Here is a 16,730-nt window from a genome sequence, read left to right as displayed (position 1 = left end):
GCCACGGCCCACGCGGGCGCGGGCTGCGGGTCGGTCCCGACGAGCTTCGCCGTGCGCAGGAGCACCCCGCCGCCGAGACGGGGGAGCAGGACCGGCGCGACGTACCGGGCGACGACCTCGATCGCCGCACCCCAGAGCAGGAACACGACAGGCGTCCACGGCGTGACCCCGACCGAGCCGGAGCCGCCGACGGTGCTCGCGCCGCTGACGCGGTAGGAGACGACGAGCGTGCCGAGGACGAGGAGCACGAGGCCGCCGAGCGCCCAGACGACCGGCGTCACGACCCAGTCGAGCGTGCTGCGGGCGCGGTCGTTCCGGCGGACGGCGAGCACCAGACCGGCGGCGAACGCCGTGACGAGCACGAGCAGCACGACGAGCCAGCTCCACCCGCCGGCACCGCCGAACACGGTCGCGGTGCTGTTCACCGGGCCGAGGCCGCCGCTGCCGATGCCCCCGAGGAACCCGAGCGCGGTCAGGACGACGCCGGCGTTGCCGACGAGCAGCGGGAGCGCCGCGCCCCACGACGGCTGGGCGACGAGCGCGACGACCACGACGACGACCGACACGAACACGACGAGGACGACGAGCTGCGAGGTGGCGACGCGCACGGTGCCGAGGACCCGGCCGACCAGGACGTTGCCGCGGACGAGGAGCGCCGGCCGGGCGAGCAGCGCGGTGAGGGCACCGATCAGGAAGGATCCGAGCACGCTGCCGAGACCGACACCGTGCACGGGCTCGATCGTCGCACCGTCCACCTCCGGGAAGCGGATCGCCAGGACGAGGCCGGTCAGGGTCGTGAGCGCGACGAGCACGAGGCCGCTGACGACGCTCGTGAGCAGCAGCTGCGGGAGGGGGAGCACGCGCGAGCGGATGCGCCGCGTCAGCACGACGGCGAGCACGACCTGCGCGGCGAGCACGACCGCCGGGACGACGCCGAGCGAACCCGAGCCGGAGCCGAGCAGACCGATCGACCCGGAGCCGTGGAGCCGCCCGAGGTCGGCGAGCACGACGAGCTGCGCGGGAGCGCCGAGGATGACGCTCACACCGGAGAGGAGCGACTGCACGTCGGGCACGCCCGATCCGGAGCCGCTGAACCCGCTCGACGAGCCGAGGTCGGACGAACCATCGCCGGACCCGCCCGCGGCGGCGACGGCGACGGTGAGCAGGAGCGAGACCACGGCGACCACGTAGGCGGCGACCCAGCCCCCGACCGCGCCGAGCACGGCGGCGAGCCAGTCCCGCCCGGGCACCGTGCGGAGGAGGCGGTCGAAGCCGTCGGACGGTGCCGGCGCCGGGGTCGGCGCCGATGCGGCAGCGGGCTGCTGCGGCGGCTGCGGGGGAATGGGTGGGTGCTCGCTCACGAGAGGTGGTGTCCTTTCCGACCGGGAGGCCGGCGCCACCCCTGTGGGCACCTCGTGTCCCCCCGACACGAGGGAGCATCATATCCAGACTGCCGAGGTCCCGTGAATCCGCTGGTGTCCCGCTGGTAGCTTCGGAACGTCCGCCTGCACCGCCCCCGCGTGCGGCGGCCAAGACGAACGGAGACACCACCACCCCATGGCTGCTGACGACACCGACCCCTCCCGCTACGCCTTCGTCGTCGCGTCGAACCGCCTCCCGGTGGACCGCGTCGTCGACGAGGACGGCAACGAGGGCTGGCGGCACTCGCCGGGTGGCCTCGTGACCGCGCTCGAGCCGGTCATGCGCGCCAACGACGGCGCCTGGGTCGGCTGGGTCGGGCAGCCCGACGTCGAGGTCGCACCCTTCGACAACGACGGAATACACATCGTCCCGGTGCCGCTCAGCACCGAGGACGTCGAGGAGTACTACGAGGGCTTCAGCAACGACACGCTCTGGCCGCTCTACCACGACGTCATCGAGCACCCGAGCTACCACCGCGACTGGTGGAACGCGTACAAGCGCGTGAACGAGCGCTTCGCCGAGCAGATCGCCCAGATCGTCGAGCAGGACGGCGTCGTCTGGGTGCAGGACTACCAGCTGCAGCTCGTGCCGGCGCTGCTCCGTGCCATGCGTCCCGACCTGACGATCGGCTTCTTCAACCACATCCCGTTCCCGCCGGTGGGCATCTACGCCCAGCTGCCGTGGCGCGCGCAGATCCTCGACGGCCTGCTCGGGGCTGACGTCATCGGGTTCCAGCGGCACGACGACGCGAGCGACTTCCTCCGCGCGGTCCGGCACATCAAGGGTTACACGACGAAGGGCTCGACGATCGACGTCCCCGTCGACGACCCGGCCGCACCGCGCAGCCGCAAGGGCATCACCGTGCGCCACGTCGAGGCCCGGCACTTCCCGATCTCGATCGACGCCGCCGGGTTCGAGGAGATCGCCCACCGTCCCGAGGTGCAGGAGCGTGCCCGCGAGATCCGCGAGAGCCTCGGCAACCCGAAGACCGTGCTGCTCGGGGTCGACCGCCTCGACTACACGAAGGGCATCCGGCACCGCATCAAGGCGTTCGGCGAGCTCGTCGAGGACGGCCGCATCGCCGTGGAGGACGCCACCCTCATCCAGGTCGCCAGCCCGAGCCGCGAGCGCGTCGACACGTACGCGACGCTCCGGGACGAGATCGAGCTCACGGTCGGTCGCATCAACGGCGACCTCGGCGTGATCGGCCACCAGCCGATCGCGTACCTCCACCACGGCTACCCGCGCGAGGAGATGGTGGCGCTCTACCTCGCCGCCGACGTGATGCTCGTCACCGCGCTCCGCGACGGCATGAACCTCGTCGCCAAGGAGTACATCGCCACACGCTTCGACAACGACGGCGTCCTCATCCTCTCCGAGTTCACCGGCGCCGCCGACGAGCTCAAGCAGGCCGTCATCGTGAACCCGCACGACATCGGTGCGCTCAAGGACTCGATCCAACGCGCGATCGAGATGCCGCGTCGCGAGCGTTCCACGCGCATGCGCGCGCTCCGCAAGCGGGTCCGCGAGAACGACGTGGCGCGCTGGTCACGCTCCTTCCTCGAAGCCCTCGACCGGCACGCGCCGCGGAGTTCGCGGATCGACCCGTCGGCGGTGGACGGCGGTGAGCGACACCGCGAGGCCGAGGACGACCGGATGTCGATCTTCGACCAGGACGCCCAGACCGCGCGTGCGGCCGAGGACACCCGGGAGGCCCGTGGTGCCTGAGCAGACCACCGATCCGTCCGCCCTGTCGTCGGCCCTCGAGACGCTCGCGGCTGCGCCGCGCCTCATCGTCGCCCTCGACTTCGACGGCACGCTCGCGCCCTTCGCGGACGACCCGGCGCAGGTCGGCGCCCTGCCCGGCTCCTGGGCGGCCGTGCTCACCCTCCAACGCGCACGCGACACCGAGGTGGTCCTCGTGTCGGGACGGTCGCTCGACGGACTCGCCCGCGTGACGCACGCCCCTGACGGCATGGCGCTCGTCGGCTCGCACGGCGTCGAGTGGCGCGTCGACGGCCACGACGAGGACGCCCTCACCGACGACGAGTCCGCGCGCGTGCAACGGCTCGGCGCCGCGATCGACGAGGTGGCGACCCGCTACCCGGGCGTCCGGATCGAGCACAAGCCCGCCGGGGTCGGCGTCCACACCCGCTCGGTCGACGCCGAGACGGCAGCGGCCGCCGACGCCGAGGCCAGCCGGGTCGCCCACGAGGTCGACGACGCGGTGCTCGAGCGCGGCGGCAAGGACATCCTCGAGTTCGCCGTCCGCCACGTGACGAAGGGCGACGCGATCGACCGGCTCCGCGAGCTGCGGGGCGCGGACGCCGTGTTCTTCGCAGGTGACGACGTCACCGACGAGGACGGCTTCCGGGTCCTGCGCGACGGTGACGTCGGCGTGAAGGTGGGGGAGGGTGACACCCTCGCCCGCTACCGGGTCGCCGACCCGGCCGCCCTGACCGACGTCCTGAAGCAGCTGGCGAGGGCGCGGGCGACGCGACCGGCCTGACCGACCTGGCGGGCGCCGGTGGCGCGACCCGTCCCGTCGGCGCGACCGGCCCGGCGGGCGCGCACCGTGCCTCCCGGCCGGCTGTTCCGCGCAGCGGACACCATGCGGATGCATGTTGTTGCTCGGCTGGTATCCCAACTGCGCCTAGACTCACCCCATGCCTGACATCGACGTGAAGCCGCGCAGCCGGGTCGTCACCGACGGGATCGAAGCCACCACCTCGCGTGGGATGCTCCGGGCCGTCGGCATGGGCGACGAGGACTGGGAGAAGCCGCAGATCGGGATCGCGTCCTCCTGGAACGAGATCACCCCCTGCAACCTGTCCCTCGACCGCCTCGCGCAGGGCGCCAAGGAAGGCGTCCACTCCGGCGGCGGGTACCCGCTCCAGTTCGGCACCGTCTCCGTCTCCGACGGCATCTCGATGGGCCACGAGGGCATGCACTTCTCCCTCGTCTCGCGCGAGGTCATCGCCGACAGTGTCGAGACCGTCGTGATGGCCGAGCGGCTGGACGGCACCGTCCTGCTCGCCGGCTGCGACAAGTCGCTCCCGGGCATGCTCATGGCCGCCGCGCGGCTCGACCTCGCGAGTGTCTTCCTCTACGCCGGTTCGGTCATGCCGGGCTACGTGAAGCAGGCGGACGGCTCCTTCAAGGAGGTCACGATCATCGACTCCTTCGAGGGCGTCGGTGCCTGCAAGGCCGGCAAGATCACCGAGGCCGAGCTCAAGGAGATCGAGTGCGCCATCGTCCCGGGCGAGGGCGCCTGCGGTGGCATGTACACGGCCAACACGATGGCGTCCGTCGCCGAGGCGCTCGGCATGTCCCTCCCGGGCTCCGCCGCCCCGCCCTCGGCCGACCGTCGCCGTGACTACTACGCGCACCGCTCGGGTGAGGCCGTCGTGAACATGCTCCGCAAGGGCATCACGGCGCGTCAGATCCTGACGAAGGAGGCCTTCGAGAACGCGATCGCCGTCGCGATGGCCCTCGGCGGCTCGACCAACGTCGTGCTGCACCTCCTCGCGATCGCGCACGAGGCCGAGGTCGAGCTCACCCTCGACGACTTCAACCGCATCGGCTCGAAGGTCCCGCACATCGCGGACATGAAGCCCTTCGGCCAGTACGTGATGAACGACGTCGACAAGAACGGCGGCATCCCCGTCGTCATGAAGGCGCTCCTCGACGCCGGGCTGCTGCACGGCGACGTCATGACCGTCACGGGCAAGACCATGGCCGAGAACCTCGCGGAGATCGACCCGCCGGCGCTCGACGGCAAGGTGTTCCGCCCGCTCGACCAGCCGATCCACGCCACCGGTGGCCTGACGATCCTGCAGGGCTCGTTCGCCCCCGAGGGTGCGGTCGTCAAGACCGCGGGCTTCGACGCGGCCGTCTTCGAGGGCCCCGCCCGGGTCTTCGACCGCGAGCGTGCGGCGATGGACGCCCTCACCGAGGGACAGATCCAGAAGGGCGACGTCGTCGTCATCCGGTACGAGGGTCCGAAGGGCGGTCCGGGGATGCGCGAGATGCTCGCCATCACCGCGGCGATCAAGGGCGCTGGCCTCGGCAAGGATGTACTACTGTTGACGGACGGACGATTCTCAGGCGGCACAACCGGCCTGTGCATCGGCCACATCGCACCGGAAGCGGTGGACGCAGGTCCAGTCGCATTCGTGCGCGATGGCGACCGCATCCGTGTCGACATCGCGGCTCGCTCGCTCGACCTACTGGTCGACGACGCCGAGCTGGAGGCCCGCCGCGAAGGCTGGGCCCCGCTGCCCCCGCGTTACACCCGCGGAGTCCTCGCGAAGTTCGCGAAGCTCGTCCAGTCCGCCGCCAAGGGCGCGGTCACGGGCTAGCGTCGACACCCGCACCATCGCCATCCCTCCAGGCAAGGAACACCTCATGCCCACGGAAGCAACTCCGCTGTCCGCGGCCTCCGGTGCACGCCGGACGCCGGAGGTCCTGACCGGCTCGGGAGCCGTCCTCCGGACGCTCGAGCACCTCGGGATCACCGACGTCTTCGGCCTGCCCGGTGGCGCCATCATCCCCTTCTACGACGAGCTCATGGCGTCCACGACGATCCGCCACGTCCTCGTCCGCCACGAGCAGGGCGCCGGGCACGCCGCCGAGGGCTACGCCTCGGCGTCCGGCAGGGTCGGCGTCGCGATCGCGACGTCCGGCCCCGGCGCGACGAACCTCGTCACCGCCATCGCCGACGCCTACATGGACTCGGTGCCGTTCATCGCCATCACCGGGCAGGTGTTCTCGACCCTGATGGGGACGGACGCCTTCCAGGAGGCGGACATCGTCGGCATCACCATGCCGATCACGAAGCACTCGTTCCTCGTGACCGACCCCGCCGACATCCCGGCGACCCTGGCTGCGGCGTACCAGATCGCCACGACCGGTCGTCCCGGGCCGGTGCTCGTCGACATCACGAAGGACGCACAGCAGAAGTCGGCGCCCTACGTGTGGCCGCCGAAGATCGACCTGCCGGGCTACCGTCCCGTGACGAAGGCGCACGGCAAGCAGATCGCGGCCGCCGCGCAGCTGCTCGCCGAGTCCGAGCGCCCCGTGCTCTACGTCGGTGGCGGCGTCGTCCGCTCCGGTGCCACCGCCGAGCTGCGGGCGTTCGCCGAGGCGACCGGTGCGCCGGTCGTCACGACGCTCATGGCCCGGGGCGCGTTCCCGGACTCGCACCCGCAGCACCTCGGCATGCCCGGCATGCACGGCACGGTCCCGGCGGTGCTCGGTCTGCAGGACAGCGACCTCATCATCGCGCTCGGTGCCCGGTTCGACGACCGCGTGACGGGCAAGGCCGACGAGTTCGCGCCGCACGCCAAGGTCGTGCACGTCGACATCGACCCCGCCGAGATCTCGAAGATCCGCTTCGCGGACGTCCCGATCGTGGGCGACGCGAAGGAGGTGCTGGCCGACCTGCTCGACGCCTGGGGCGGCATCCAGCCCGACGACCGCGCGGACACGTCCGCCTGGTGGTCGAAGCTCACGCAGCTGCGGAAGGACTTCCCGCTCGGGTACGCCGAGCCGACGGACGGGCTCCTCGCGCCGCAGGCGATCATCAAGCGGCTCGGCGAGCTCACCGGCCCCGAGGCGATCTACGCCTCCGGCGTCGGCCAGCACCAGATGTGGTCGGCGCAGTTCATCCAGTACGAGCGACCGAACGCGTGGCTCAACTCGGGCGGCGCCGGCACGATGGGGTACTCCGTCCCGGCGGCGATGGGTGCCAAGGTCGCCCAGCCGGACCGCGTCGTGTGGGCGATCGACGGCGACGGCTGCTTCCAGATGACGAACCAGGAGCTCGCGACCTGCGTCATCAACGACATCCCGATCAAGGTCGCGGTGATCAACAACTCGTCGCTCGGCATGGTGCGGCAGTGGCAGACGCTGTTCTACGACGGCCGGCACTCCTTCACCGACCTCGAGACCGGCCACCAGAGCCGCCGCGTGCCCGACTTCGTGAAGCTCGCCGACGCCTACGGCGCCCTCGGCATCCGCGTCGAACGCGCCGACCAGGTCGACGACGCCATCCGACTCGCACTCGAGACGAACGACCGTCCCGTGGTGATCGACTTCGTCGTCAGCCGCGACTCGATGGTCTGGCCGATGGTCCCGCAGGGCGTCGGCAACTCCTCGATCGAGTACGCCCGCGACCACGCGCCCAGCTGGGACGTCGAGGACGCCGACATGACCGGAGACCCCGCATGAGCCACGTCCTCTCCCTGCTCGTCGAGGACAAGCCGGGTCTGCTGACGCGCGTCGCCGGCCTGTTCGCCCGCCGCGGCTTCAACATCGAGTCGCTCGCGGTGGGGAACACCGAGGTCGAGGGACTGTCCCGCATCACGGTCGTGGTGGACGTCGAGGACCTGCCGCTCGAGCAGGTCACGAAGCAGCTCAACAAGCTCGTCAACGTCATCAAGATCGTCGAACTCGACTTCTCGCAGTCGGTCCAGCGCGAGCACATGCTCGTCAAGGTCCGCGTCGACAACCAGACGCGCTCGGCCGTGTTGGAGGCCGTGACCCTCTTCCGTGCCCAGGTCGTCGACGTGGCGACCGACTCGCTCGTCGTCGAGGTCACGGGTGACCCCGGCAAGATCCAGGCCATCCTCCGCGTGCTCGAGCCGTACGGCATCAAGGAGCTCGCCCGCGCGGGCCTCCTCGGCATGGGCCGCGGACCGAAGAGCATCACCGACCGGGTGCGCTGACCCCGTCGGCCCCCACAGACCACCAGAACCAAGGAGACACACCCTCGTGACTGACATCGTGTACGACGCCGACGCCGACCTGACGCTCATCCAGGGCAAGAAGGTCGCTGTCATCGGGTACGGCTCGCAGGGCCACGCCCACGCCCTCAACCTCCGCGACAGCGGCGTCGAGGTGAAGATCGGCCTCAAGGAGGGCTCGAAGAGCCGCCAGAAGGCCGAAGAGGCGGGCTTCGAGGTCCTCACCCCGGCCGACGCCACCGCCTGGGCCGACGTCGTCGTCATCCTCGCGCCCGACCAGGTGCAGCGCATCGTCTACAAGGACGACATCGAGCCGAACCTCAAGGACGGCGCGACGCTCGTCTTCGGCCACGGCTTCAACATCCGCTACGGCTACATCCAGGCGCCGGAGGGCGTCGACGTGTCGCTCGTCGCGCCGAAGGGCCCCGGACACACCGTCCGCCGCGAGTACGAGGCCGGCCGCGGCGTCCCCGTGATCGTCGCCGTCGAGGTCGACGCGTCCGGTTCGGCGTGGGACCTCGCGTGGAGCTACTCGAAGGCCATCGGTGGCCTGCGCTCCGGTGGCATCAAGACGACCTTCACCGAGGAGACCGAGACCGACCTGTTCGGCGAGCAGGCCGTCCTCTGCGGTGGCACCTCGCAGCTCATCCAGTACGGCTTCGAGACCCTCACCGAGGCGGGCTACCAGCCGCAGATCGCCTACTTCGAGGTCCTGCACGAGCTCAAGCTCATCGTCGACCTCATCTGGGAGGGCGGCCTCACGAAGCAGCGCTGGTCGATCTCCGACACCGCCGAGTTCGGTGACTACGTCTCCGGCCCCCGCGTGATCTCGCCCGAGGTCAAGGAGAACATGAAGGCCGTCCTCAAGGACATCCAGGACGGCACCTTCGCGAAGCGCTTCATCGAGGACCAGGACGCCGGCGCGCCCGAGTTCAAGGAGCTGCGTGCGAAGGGCGAGGGCCACCCCATCGAGGCCACCGGTCGCGAGCTCCGTGCGCTCTTCGCGTGGAAGTCGAACGACGCCGACTACGTGGACGGCTCGGCCGCGCGGTAGTCTCGCAACACCACTCGACGACGAGGCGGCGGTGCACCGTGCACCGCCGCCTCTCGATGTGACCCGAACGTTATGCAGCAGCTCTTCACCACCCCCGGCGCCGGAGATCGGCGTGTCCGCGGGGTCTCCGCGCCCCGCCCGGGGCGGTCGTCGGCCGTTCGCCGACGCTCGTCGTCGACCGCGTCCGGCGCTGGTCAGGACCGGACCGATCGGCATGGGATGATCGTCCGATGGCGGTGACGAGACGAGCGGTCCACATCGGCGCCGGCAAGATCGGGCGCGGCTTCGTGGGCCAGTTCCTCGTGGCGAGCGGCTACGAGCTCACCTTCGTCGACGTCGACGAACGCGTCGTCTCCGCCCTCAACGAAGCCGGGCGCTTCGTGGTGCACGAGGTCGGCGAGATGCCGGTCGAGCACCTCGTCTACGGATTCCGGGCCCTGAACAGCAAGTCAGACCGCGAACGCGTCGTGCAGGCCATCGCCGAGGCCGACGTCGTCACGACCGCCGTCGGCGCCCGCACCCTCCCGCTCGTCGCCCCCGTCATCGCCGAGGGCCTCGCGGCCCGCAGCGCCGACCGCGGTGACGTCACCGTCGTCGCGTGCGAGAACGCCTTCAACGCCACGGACTCCCTCCACGCGAGCATCCGCCGAGCCCCCGTGCTCGAGGACCGCGACGTCGCCGCCGTCTTCGCGAACTGCGCGATCGACCGCATCGTCCCCGACCAGTCCGGCGTCCTCGGGCAGTCCGGCGGCCTCGACGTCGTCCTCGAGCCCTTCTACGAGTGGGTCATCGAGCGGACCCCGTTCGACGCGTCCGACAGCGAACCGCCCGTGATCGACGGGGTGACCTGGGTCGACGACCTCCAGCCGTTCGTGGAGCGCAAGCTCTACACGGTGAACACCGCGCACGCGACCGCCGCCTACCACGGCTACACGCGCGGCATCCGGCTCATCCGGGAAGCCCTCGAGGACCGCGAGGTCCGCGCCGAGGTCGACGGCGTGCTCGCCGAGACCACCGCGCTGCTCATCGCGAAGCACGGGTTCGACCCGGGGGAGCACGCGCGGTACGTCGCGGCGAACCTGTCCCGGATCGCCAACCCGCACCTGCCCGACACCACGGTCCGCGTGGGGCGCAACCCGCTGCGCAAGCTCGGGCGGCGTGAGCGCTTCGTCGGACCGGCTGCCCAGCTCGCCGAGCGTGGGCTGCCCGTCGACCACCTGCTCGGCGCGATCCGCGCGGCACTGGCGTTCGACGACCAGGACGACCCGGAGTCGATCGAGCTCCACGCGCTGCTGCGCTCGGGCGCCACCGCGCACGCGCTCACCGAGATCCTCACGGGCCTCATGGAGAGCCACCCGCTCTTCCCCGCGGTGCGCGAGGTCGTCGCGGCCGTGCTCGAGACCGAGTCGGCCGACGCCTGAGGCCGCGTGCGTCCGTGGACCGCGGCGCCCACGCACACGCCCGGTCCGGGCGCGACCGTCCCTCGACGCCTCGTAGAATCGACGGCATGACCACGGCAGCATCACCTCCGGACGGGTCCGTCGACCACGAGGACGACGACGCGCTGAGCTGGGGTGACGCGGACGACGCGACGCACGTCGACGCCGCCCACAACCCCGTCGCCGTCAAGGAGCGGAGCTCCCACGAAGACGGGCCGCTCGGCTCCGGACCGCTCATCGGGTTCGGCGTCCTCGGCGGGCTCTACCTGCTCTACACGGTCGCGTGGCTCATCAGCGCGAGCGTGCTGGTCGTCGCCGACCCCGTGTCCGAGGTGATGCGCGCCCTCGCCATCGTCGCCCCCGCCCTGTGGTTCGTCGCGACGCTCTGGCTCGGCCAGTCCGCCCGCAACCGCACCAAGTTCGTCTGGCTGCTGATCGGCGCGGTCGTGCTCGTCCCGTGGCCCTTCATCCTGACGAGGAGCTTCGGGTGACCGCCGACACCGCCCCGTCGCCCGTGCGGGTGCTCGCACCGTGGCGCATCGCGATCTGGGTCGTCGCCGCGCTCCTGCTCGCGTACGTCACGTGGCAGGCCGTCGGCAACTTCGTCGGCGTCTCGACGCCGATCCTGCGCAACAACGAGTTCCTCGCGAAGAACGGCGCGACGGCGCTCCAGAGTTCGGTCCCGTGGGCGGCCCTCGTGCTCGACGTCGCCATCGCCCCCGTCGGGTTCGTGGTCGCCCTCGTCGTGTCGCGACGCATGCCGCCCCTCCGGACAGTGGTCGTGTTCCTCACCGCGCTCTGCGCGGTGAGCGCACTCTGGTTCACCCTCCTGCAGTACGTGACGAGCACGACGGTCATCGGGTCCTGACGGACCGGCCCCACCACCGGACGGGAGGCCCGGCTCGCGACGCGCGCCGTGCCTCCCGTCCGTCGTCCGGTCACCACCAGGGCCGACCCACGGTCGTAACCATCCGCTCGCGTCGATAGCATGGTGGGATACCGCCCGTCTCGTGTGAGGAAACAGCAGTCGTGCCGAAGCCGGTCGTCCTGATCGCCGAAGAACTCTCGCCCGCCACCGTCGACGCCCTCGGGCCCGACTTCGAGATCCGGAACGTGGACGGTACCGACCGCCCAGCGCTCCTGTCCGCCCTCGCCGACGCGAACGCGATCCTGGTGCGGTCCGCCACCAAGGTCGACGCCGAGGCGATCGCCGCTGCACCGAACCTGCAGGTCGTCGCCCGCGCCGGCGTCGGCCTCGACAACGTCGACATCAAGGCGGCCACCACCGCCGGTGTGATGGTCGTCAACGCGCCGACCTCGAACATCATCTCGGCCGCCGAGCTCACCGTCGGGCACATCCTGTCGCTCGCGCGCCACATCCCGGCCGCCCATGCGTCGCTCGCCGGCGGCGCCTGGAAGCGCTCCGCCTACACCGGCGTCGAGCTCTACGAGAAGACCGTCGGCATCATCGGCCTCGGCCGCATCGGTGCGCTCATCACGCAGCGCCTGCAGGCGTTCGGTGTCTCGGTGATCGCCCACGACCCGTACGTCACCACCGCCCGCGCGCAGCAGCTCGGGGTCGAGCTCGTCTCCCTCGAGGACCTCCTCCGTCGCGCGGACTTCACCACGATCCACATGCCGAAGACGCCCGAGACCCTCGGCATGATCTCCGACGAGCAGTTCGCGCTCATGAAGCCGACCGCGTTCGTCGTGAACGTGGCCCGCGGCGGGCTGATCGACGAGGACGCGCTCCGCCGTGCCCTGACCTCCGGCACCATCGCCGGCGCCGGACTCGACGTCTTCGTCTCGGAGCCGCCGCAGGACGACGCGCTGACGTCGCTCCCGAACGTGGTCGTGACGCCGCACCTGGGCGCGTCGACGGACGAAGCGCAGGAGAAAGCGGGCGTCTCGGTGGCCAAGTCCGTGCGCCTCGCGCTCGGGGGCGAACTGGTCCCGGACGCCGTGAACGTCGCCGGCGGCGTCATCGACCCGTACGTGCGCCCGGGCATCCCGCTCGTGGAGAAGCTCGGCCAGGTCTTCACCGCGCTCGCGACCTCCCCGGTGACGAGCATCGACGTCGAGGTCCACGGCGAGCTCGCCGGGTACGACGTCAGCGTCCTCAAGCTCGCGGCGCTCAAGGGCGTGTTCACCGACGTCGTCAGCGACCAGGTGTCGTACGTGAACGCCCCGCTCATCGCGGAGCAGCGCGGTGTCTCGGTCCGCCTGATCACCGACGCCGACAGCCCGGAGTACCGGAACGTGCTCACGATCCGTGGTGCCCAGTCCGACGGCCCGGCGATCAGCGTCTCGGGCACCCTCACCGGCCCGAAGCAGGTCGAGAAGCTCGTCGAGATCAACGGTCACGACGTCGAGGTCCCGCTCGACCGGCACCACGTCGTCATGGAGTACGTCGACCGTCCCGGCATCGTCGCGGTCTACGGCAAGGAGTTCGGTGACGCGGGGATCAACATCGCCGCGATGCAGATCTCGCGCGAGGCCGCCGGTGGCCAGGCGCTCAGCGTCCTGACGGTCGACTCGCCGGTCCCCGCCGAGATCCTCGAGCACGTCCGCTCCACCATCGACGCGACCTCGCTCCGCGAGATCGACATCACGCTGTAGGGGGAGTCGGGGAGATGACGCAGACCGTGAAGCTCGCCGTCGTCCGGGGCGACGGCATCGGACCCGAGGTCGTCGCCGAGGCGCTGAAGGTCCTGCACGCCGTGCTGCCGGACGACCTCGTGGTCGAGGAGACCGCGTTCTCGCTCGGCGCCGAGCGGTTCCTCGCGACCGGCGACGTCCTGACCGACGACGACATGGCGGAGATCGCGACGCACGACGCGATCCTGCTCGGCGCCGTCGGGGGCGACCCGCGCGACCCGCGACTCGCCGGCGGCATCATCGAGCGCGGTCTGCTGCTGAAGCTCCGCTTCGCGTTCGACCACTACGTGAACCTCCGGCCCACCGTCGTCTACCCGAGTGTGAGGACGCCGCTGGCGTCGCCCGGGGACGTCGACTTCGTGGTGGTGCGCGAGGGGACCGAGGGGCCGTACGTCGGGAACGGCGGCGCCATCCGCGTCGACACCCCGCACGAGATCGCCACCGAGGTGTCGCTGAACACGGCGCACGGCGTCGAACGGGTCGTCCGGTACGCGTTCGACCTCGCCGACCGCCGCGCGCGCAAGCACCTGACGCTCGTGCACAAGAGCAACGTGCTCGTCCACGCAGGGTCGCTCTGGCAGCGCACGGTCGCGGCGGTCGGGGCGGAGTACCCGTCCGTCACCGTGGACTACCAGCACGTCGACGCCGTCACCATCCACATGGTGCAGGACCCCGCGCGGTTCGACGTCATCGTCACCGACAACCTCTTCGGCGACATCATCACCGACCTGGCCGGCGCGATCAGCGGCGGCATCGGTCTGGCGGCCTCGGGCAACATCAACCCGGACGGCACCTTCCCCAGCATGTTCGAGCCGGTCCACGGTTCCGCGCCGGACATCGCAGGTCAGCAGAAGGCCGATCCCACGGCCGCCATCCTCTCCGTCGCCCTCCTGCTCGACCACCTCGGTCGCAGCGACCTGGCGTCGGTGGTGACCCAGGCGGTCGAATCGGACCTCGCTGACCGGGGCACCACGCAGCGTCGCACGGCCGAGATCGGCGACGCCGTCGCCGCCGCGGTCACGGCACGCACCACCACCGCCTGACAGGAGTCACCCATGACGACCGACACCGCCTTCGGGCTCGAGTTCTCCACCACACCGTCACCCGAGCGCCGAGCCGCCGCCGAGCGTGAGGCGATCCTGGCGGACCCGGGCTTCGGCAAGCACTTCACCGACCACATGGCCACCGTCAGCTGGACCGTCGAGGACGGCTGGCACGACGCGTCGATCCACCCGTACGGACCGCTGACCCTCGACCCGAGCGCGAGTGTCCTGCACTACGCGCAGGAGATCTTCGAGGGACTCAAGGCCTACCGTCACGCGGACGGCTCCGTGTGGACCTTCCGACCGGACGCGAACGCCCGTCGGTTCCAGCGCTCGGCCGTGCGCCTGGCGCTCCCGGAGCTCCCGGTCGACGCGTTCGTCGAGTCGATCCGCCAGCTCGTGCAGACCGACGTCGACTGGGTGCCGTCGGCGCCGGAGACGAGCCTGTACCTGCGGCCGTTCATGATCGCGACCGAGTCCTTCCTCGGCGTCCGCGCCGCGCAGGCGGTGGACTACCACTGCATCGCGAGCCCGGCCGGCGCGTACTTCACGTCGGGGCCGAAGCCCGTGTCGATCTGGTTGTCGACCACCTACGCCCGTGCGGGCAAGGGCGGCACCGGTGCTGCGAAGACCGGCGGTAACTACGCGTCGTCGCTGCTGCCCCAGCAGGAGGCCTACGAGCACGGCTGCCAGCAGGTGATGTTCCTCGACTCGCAGGAGGGCAAGTACCTCGAGGAGCTCGGCGGGATGAACGTCGTGCTCGTCAAGGCGGACGGCGCGCTCGTCACGCCGGACTCCGACTCCATCCTCGAGGGCATCACGCGGGACTCGATCCTGCAGCTCGCCGAGGACCGCGGCCTCCGCGTCGAGCGCCGCCGGGTCACGCTCGACGAGTGGCGCGACGGTGTGGCGGACGGCTCGATCACCGAGGCCTTCGCGTGCGGCACGGCCGCCGTGGTGACGCCGATCGCCGAGCTCCGCGGCGACGGTTTCACGATCGGTTCGCCGACCGAGGGTGCCGGCGAGCTGACGATGTCGCTCCGCGAGGAACTCACGGACATCCAGTACGGCCGTCGTCCGGACCCGCACGGGTGGATGACCAAGCTGACCGACGCGTCCTGATCGCGGCGCGGGCGTGGGTAGGGTCGAGCGGTGAAGATCGCACGGTTCAGCAGCAAGGGTGAAGACCCCCGCTACGGCATCCTCGACGAGCGCGACCTCGTCGTGCTCGCGGGGGACCCGATGTACCAGGGGTTCGAGACGACGGGGGAGCGGGTGCCCCTGACGGAGGCGAAGCTGCTCGCTCCGGTGATCCCGCGTTCGAAGGTGATCGGCGTCGGGCTCAACTACGCCGAGCACGCGTCCGAGATGGACGAGCGCTCGAGCGACGACCCCGTGGTGTTCCTCAAGCCGAACACGACCGTCATCGGACCCGACGACCCGATCAGACTGCCCGCAGGCGTCGGCCGCGTCGACCACGAGGGCGAGCTCGCGATCGTGATCGGCTCGCTCGCGAAGAACGTCCGTCGTGAGGACTTCGCGAGTGTCATCCTCGGCTACACGATCGCGAACGACGTGACCGCCCGTGACCTCCAGGCCCGGGACGGGCAGTGGACGCGCGCGAAGGGCTTCGACACGTTCTGCCCGCTCGGCCCGGCGATCGAGACGGAGATCGATCCGTCGGACATCCGCCTCGAGACCCGCGTGGACGGCGAGCTGCGCCAGGCGGCCTCGACGAGCGAGATGATCCACGACATCCCCACCCTCATCGAGTTCGTCTCGTCGATCTGGACGCTCCTGCCCGGTGACGTCATCCTCACCGGCACACCGGCCGGCGTCGGCGAGATCCGCGACGGCGAGGTCGTCGAGGTGACGATCTCCGGCCTGGGTTCCCTGAAGAACCCGGTCATCGCGAAGCACTGACCAGCACCACCGAACGGCCCGTTCCCCGCACAGGGGGCGGGCCGTTCGCCGTTCCCGTGCCGATCGGGGCGCCCCGGCCGCAGACGGACCGGAGCGCGACACGCCCGGGATGGACAACGGTTGGCGGGCCCCCCGGGGCGTGTGTAGAGTAATCACTCGTTGCCGCTGAGGCGGAGAACGGAACGGCCGAGACGGTCACCGGGTCGAAGACCTGGAGATGCAGCCCGGACGGGGTCCCGCTCGCAGCAACGTCACCCCGATGAAGCGTCACCCCAAGGTGGAGTGTTCGGTGTGGAAGGAACTGCCTCTCTGGCGAAGCCTCGTGTTCGGGGTCGAGTGGGGAGTGCGTCTGGTCCTTGAGAACTCAACAGCGTGCACATTGTCAATGCCAATTTATTGACCCCGTGGCCGAGCTTGCTCGGTCCGGAGACAATTCCTTTTGGAT

14 protein-coding genes are annotated in these 16,730 nt (G+C 70.7%); 13 read left to right on the top strand and 1 reads right to left on the bottom strand.

Annotated elements, in window-relative coordinates; translation table 11 throughout:
* On the bottom strand, positions 1–1,361 hold a 1,361-nt coding region (locus ACSW7Y_RS09985), incomplete at its 3' end, for a hypothetical protein (protein WP_438126143.1).
* A gap of 196 nt (positions 1,362–1,557) precedes the next feature.
* On the opposite strand from ACSW7Y_RS09985, the gene otsA reads away from it, so the two are divergent.
* The 13 genes from otsA to ACSW7Y_RS09920 all read left to right on the top strand — a co-directional run bounded on the left by otsA (position 1,558) and on the right by ACSW7Y_RS09920 (position 16,285).
* Complete coding sequence (gene otsA / locus ACSW7Y_RS09980) at positions 1,558–3,150, top strand: alpha,alpha-trehalose-phosphate synthase (UDP-forming) (protein WP_438126142.1); 1,593 nt, start codon at positions 1,558–1,560, stop codon at positions 3,148–3,150.
* Positions 3,143–3,931, top strand: coding sequence for a trehalose-phosphatase (otsB, locus tag ACSW7Y_RS09975; RefSeq protein WP_438126141.1), 789 nt, complete (start codon positions 3,143–3,145; stop codon positions 3,929–3,931). The genes otsA and otsB overlap by 8 nt, the downstream gene beginning before the upstream one ends.
* Positions 3,932–4,088: 157 nt before the next feature.
* Positions 4,089–5,783 (top strand): dihydroxy-acid dehydratase, encoded by a 1,695-nt coding sequence (gene ilvD / locus ACSW7Y_RS09970; protein WP_438126140.1) that lies wholly within the window; start codon positions 4,089–4,091, stop codon positions 5,781–5,783.
* A gap of 46 nt (positions 5,784–5,829) precedes the next feature.
* The gene (locus ACSW7Y_RS09965) at positions 5,830–7,653 is read left to right on the top strand and encodes an acetolactate synthase large subunit (protein WP_438126139.1); all 1,824 of its coding nucleotides are present in this window, start codon (positions 5,830–5,832) and stop codon (positions 7,651–7,653) included.
* Positions 7,650–8,150 carry an acetolactate synthase small subunit gene (ilvN, locus tag ACSW7Y_RS09960; RefSeq protein ID WP_022904394.1) on the top strand — a complete coding sequence of 167 codons (501 nt, stop codon included), beginning with the start codon at positions 7,650–7,652 and terminating at the stop codon, positions 8,148–8,150. The genes ACSW7Y_RS09965 and ilvN overlap by 4 nt, the downstream gene beginning before the upstream one ends.
* Before the next feature lie 46 nt (positions 8,151–8,196).
* Positions 8,197–9,222 carry a ketol-acid reductoisomerase gene (gene ilvC / locus ACSW7Y_RS09955; RefSeq protein WP_438126138.1) on the top strand — a complete coding sequence of 342 codons (1,026 nt, stop codon included), beginning with the start codon at positions 8,197–8,199 and terminating at the stop codon, positions 9,220–9,222.
* A 230-nt stretch (positions 9,223–9,452) separates the two neighbouring features.
* Complete coding sequence (locus ACSW7Y_RS09950; protein ID WP_438126137.1) at positions 9,453–10,643, top strand: mannitol-1-phosphate 5-dehydrogenase; 1,191 nt, start codon at positions 9,453–9,455, stop codon at positions 10,641–10,643.
* An 86-nt stretch (positions 10,644–10,729) separates the two neighbouring features.
* Positions 10,730–11,152 (top strand): hypothetical protein, encoded by a 423-nt coding sequence (locus tag ACSW7Y_RS09945; RefSeq protein ID WP_438126136.1) that lies wholly within the window; start codon positions 10,730–10,732, stop codon positions 11,150–11,152.
* Positions 11,149–11,529: a hypothetical protein gene (locus ACSW7Y_RS09940; RefSeq protein ID WP_438126135.1), complete on the top strand. Its 381-nt coding sequence runs from the start codon at positions 11,149–11,151 to the stop codon at positions 11,527–11,529. Before ACSW7Y_RS09945 ends, ACSW7Y_RS09940 begins: the two co-directional genes overlap by 4 nt.
* A gap of 161 nt (positions 11,530–11,690) precedes the next feature.
* The gene (serA, locus tag ACSW7Y_RS09935; protein WP_438126134.1) at positions 11,691–13,280 is read left to right on the top strand and encodes a phosphoglycerate dehydrogenase; all 1,590 of its coding nucleotides are present in this window, start codon (positions 11,691–11,693) and stop codon (positions 13,278–13,280) included.
* 14 nt (positions 13,281–13,294) lie between these two features.
* Positions 13,295–14,362, top strand: coding sequence for a 3-isopropylmalate dehydrogenase (locus ACSW7Y_RS09930; RefSeq protein WP_438126133.1), 1,068 nt, complete (start codon positions 13,295–13,297; stop codon positions 14,360–14,362).
* Between the two features lie 12 nt (positions 14,363–14,374).
* Positions 14,375–15,484, top strand: coding sequence for a branched-chain amino acid aminotransferase (locus ACSW7Y_RS09925; protein ID WP_438126132.1), 1,110 nt, complete (start codon positions 14,375–14,377; stop codon positions 15,482–15,484).
* A 30-nt stretch (positions 15,485–15,514) separates the two neighbouring features.
* The gene (locus ACSW7Y_RS09920) at positions 15,515–16,285 is read left to right on the top strand and encodes a fumarylacetoacetate hydrolase family protein (protein WP_438126131.1); all 771 of its coding nucleotides are present in this window, start codon (positions 15,515–15,517) and stop codon (positions 16,283–16,285) included.
* Positions 16,286–16,730 lie beyond the last annotated feature (445 nt).

Source organism: Curtobacterium flaccumfaciens (genome assembly GCF_051548005.1).
Lineage (GTDB): Bacteria > Actinomycetota > Actinomycetes > Actinomycetales > Microbacteriaceae > Curtobacterium.
The sequence above is the reverse complement of the archived record's forward strand: the minus strand, read 5'-3'. Positions and strand labels throughout refer to the sequence as shown.

Excerpts from the sequence above, each read along its gene's own strand:
- otsA (WP_438126142.1), top strand. The coding sequence starts at position 1,558 with ATGGCTGCTGACGACACCGACCCCTCCCGCTACGCCTTCGTCGTCGCG.
- ilvD (WP_438126140.1), top strand. The coding sequence starts at position 4,089 with ATGCCTGACATCGACGTGAAGCCGCGCAGCCGGGTCGTCACCGACGGG.
- ACSW7Y_RS09965 (WP_438126139.1), top strand. The coding sequence starts at position 5,830 with ATGCCCACGGAAGCAACTCCGCTGTCCGCGGCCTCCGGTGCACGCCGG.
- ilvN (WP_022904394.1), top strand. The coding sequence starts at position 7,650 with ATGAGCCACGTCCTCTCCCTGCTCGTCGAGGACAAGCCGGGTCTGCTG.
- ACSW7Y_RS09950 (WP_438126137.1), top strand. The coding sequence starts at position 9,453 with ATGGCGGTGACGAGACGAGCGGTCCACATCGGCGCCGGCAAGATCGGG.
- ACSW7Y_RS09945 (WP_438126136.1), top strand. The coding sequence starts at position 10,730 with ATGACCACGGCAGCATCACCTCCGGACGGGTCCGTCGACCACGAGGAC.
- ACSW7Y_RS09930 (WP_438126133.1), top strand. The coding sequence starts at position 13,295 with ATGACGCAGACCGTGAAGCTCGCCGTCGTCCGGGGCGACGGCATCGGA.
- ACSW7Y_RS09925 (WP_438126132.1), top strand. The coding sequence starts at position 14,375 with ATGACGACCGACACCGCCTTCGGGCTCGAGTTCTCCACCACACCGTCA.